Below are 2,050 nucleotides of genomic sequence, written 5' to 3' on the forward strand. Positions count from 1 at the left end.
ACCCGAGTGGAGGGCCCTGACGAACAGGCTCAATACGATCACGTGTACCTGGTGGCGCAAGCCTTACCGACACCCCGCTTTGGGGGTGGGGGCACGTTCGGGAGGAGAACGCCGGAACGGCTTGTCGATCAGATGGAGGGTCGTCTCTCGACTGAGTCACAAGTCGCGTACTAGTCCGTGATGACACAAATGGCCCGTGCAAAGATTCTTGATCGCCGCCTTGGCGGCACTGTTCACCGCCCTGCTGTTACCCGTGCAGGCCGCCAACGCCGTCCCGATCCAGGGTGCCCTGTCCTGGTCGATCCTGCTGTGCAAGTTCTCCGACCGCCCACAGGAACCTCAGCCGCCGCAGTTCTTCAAAGATTTCCTGCTCCCCGACGGCAAGGGGCAGAAGGGCGCCCACGACTTCTTCGAGCAGCAGTCGCGCGGGCGGGCCCTCGCAACCGATTCGGTCGTCAAGGGCTGGTACACGATGCCCTACACCTGGCAGCAGTCCAAGGACGCGAGCCGCAGAGAGCGGATCGACCAGTGCCTTTTCACCGCGATAGTCGCTGGATACATCCCGCCGGCTCACCACCGCATCGCGGTCCTGCTCAATGACCAGGGCGTCGACACCGCCGGCGCGGACCGCACCCGGATCGTGCTCGACGTGGACGGCTGGCAGTCCGGGGTTGCCGTCCACGAGATGCTGCACACCTACGGCGTCGGCCACTCGTTCTCCAACAGCACCCAGAACCTTCCCGGGTACCAGCCAGGTGAGTATGACGACGCTTGGGACATCATGAGCGCCTCAGGACACTTCGGCCAGCCGACCGACAGGTTCGGGAAGGGCGTGGTCGGCTCCAACGGCCCTCTCCTGGACGAGGTGGGCTGGCTGCCGTCCAATCGAGTGGTCACCGCCGGGCAGGACGGCAGGACGAGCATGACCGTTCAGCTGGCTCCGCTGGAGCGGCAGGACCTGCCGGGCCTGCTGCTGCTCCGGGTCCCCTTCGACGCCAATGACCTGACCCGTTACTTCACGGTGGAGTTCCGGAAGAAGACCGGCGTGAGCTCGGGCATTCCGAACGACATCGCCCTCATCCACGAACTCAGGAAGGGCGTGCCCTACCTGCTGCGGGACCTGAGCAAACCGACCCGGGATCCCGTTCAGCAGGTCAGCGCCAACGGCGTCACTATCAGAATCGACGAGGTGACGGCCAGTTACGCCACCGTGACGGTCACCAGCAACATGGCCAATACGTGTCTGTCCGGCCTCGTGTACCGCAACGCCGTGCCGGGCGACAATGTGTGCGTCACCCCGGCGAGCCGGGACCAGGTCGCCGCAGACAACCGCACCGGCCGCCGAGCCGACGCGAACGGCCGCTGCCCCCTCTTCACGTTCGTCCGCAAGGCCACGCCCGCGGACAACCTGTGTGTGTCGCCCGGCTCCGCCACGATGGTCGCGACCGAGAACGTCGACCCGGCCAGCCGGATCAACCCGACCAAGCAATTCTTCGGCCCGAACACCTGTAGGCCCGGATCCGTCTGGCGCGGCGCCGACGAGAACGACCAGGTCTGCGTACTCCCGGCGGTCTACGACCAGACCCGGGCCGACAACGCCTCCAGGGCCTCGCGCTGGACGAACGGCCCCTCGGGGCCACAGACCTGCATCAGCGGATACGTCTGGCGGGAGGCCTTCCTCGGCGACACGGTCTGCGTGACCGGCGCCGTCAGGGACAGAACCTGGAAGGAGAACCAGGACGCCTGGGCCCGCACCTGGCCCGCGCGGGAGCGCAGTCCCAACTAGCCAAGGGAAGGGCTGCCCCCGGGCAGCCCTTTTTGATCTTGTGAATCACTTGGACGCGGATGCCAGCGGTTCACGGCGTCCTCCTCCCGAACGTGTCCCTAACCCCAAAGCGAGCCGACCTGCGCAGGTCACCGGACTTCCGAAAAGATCGTGTTTTGGAAGCGGAGATGGCCACGACCTCCGAGAACACGCACGACTGAGAGGCGAAACCCCAGCCCGGCACTTCCGAGAGCAGGAGCGCGCCACTAGGCCCTCCACTCGGGC

General features: G+C 66.0%; 1 protein-coding gene. It reads left to right on the forward strand.

Annotation, left to right across the window (positions count from 1 at the left end; translation table 11 throughout):
- The first annotated feature begins 196 nt into the window (after positions 1 to 196).
- The gene (locus tag ABZU75_RS46255; protein ID WP_355569913.1) at positions 197 to 1,786 is read left to right on the forward strand and encodes a hypothetical protein; all 1,590 of its coding nucleotides are present in this window, start codon (positions 197 to 199) and stop codon (positions 1,784 to 1,786) included.
- Positions 1,787 to 2,050: the final 264 nt, after the last annotated feature.

Origin of the sequence: Streptosporangium sp. NPDC005286, from assembly GCF_040607515.1 — a bacterium.
Classification (GTDB): Bacteria; Actinomycetota; Actinomycetes; order Streptosporangiales; family Streptosporangiaceae; genus Streptosporangium.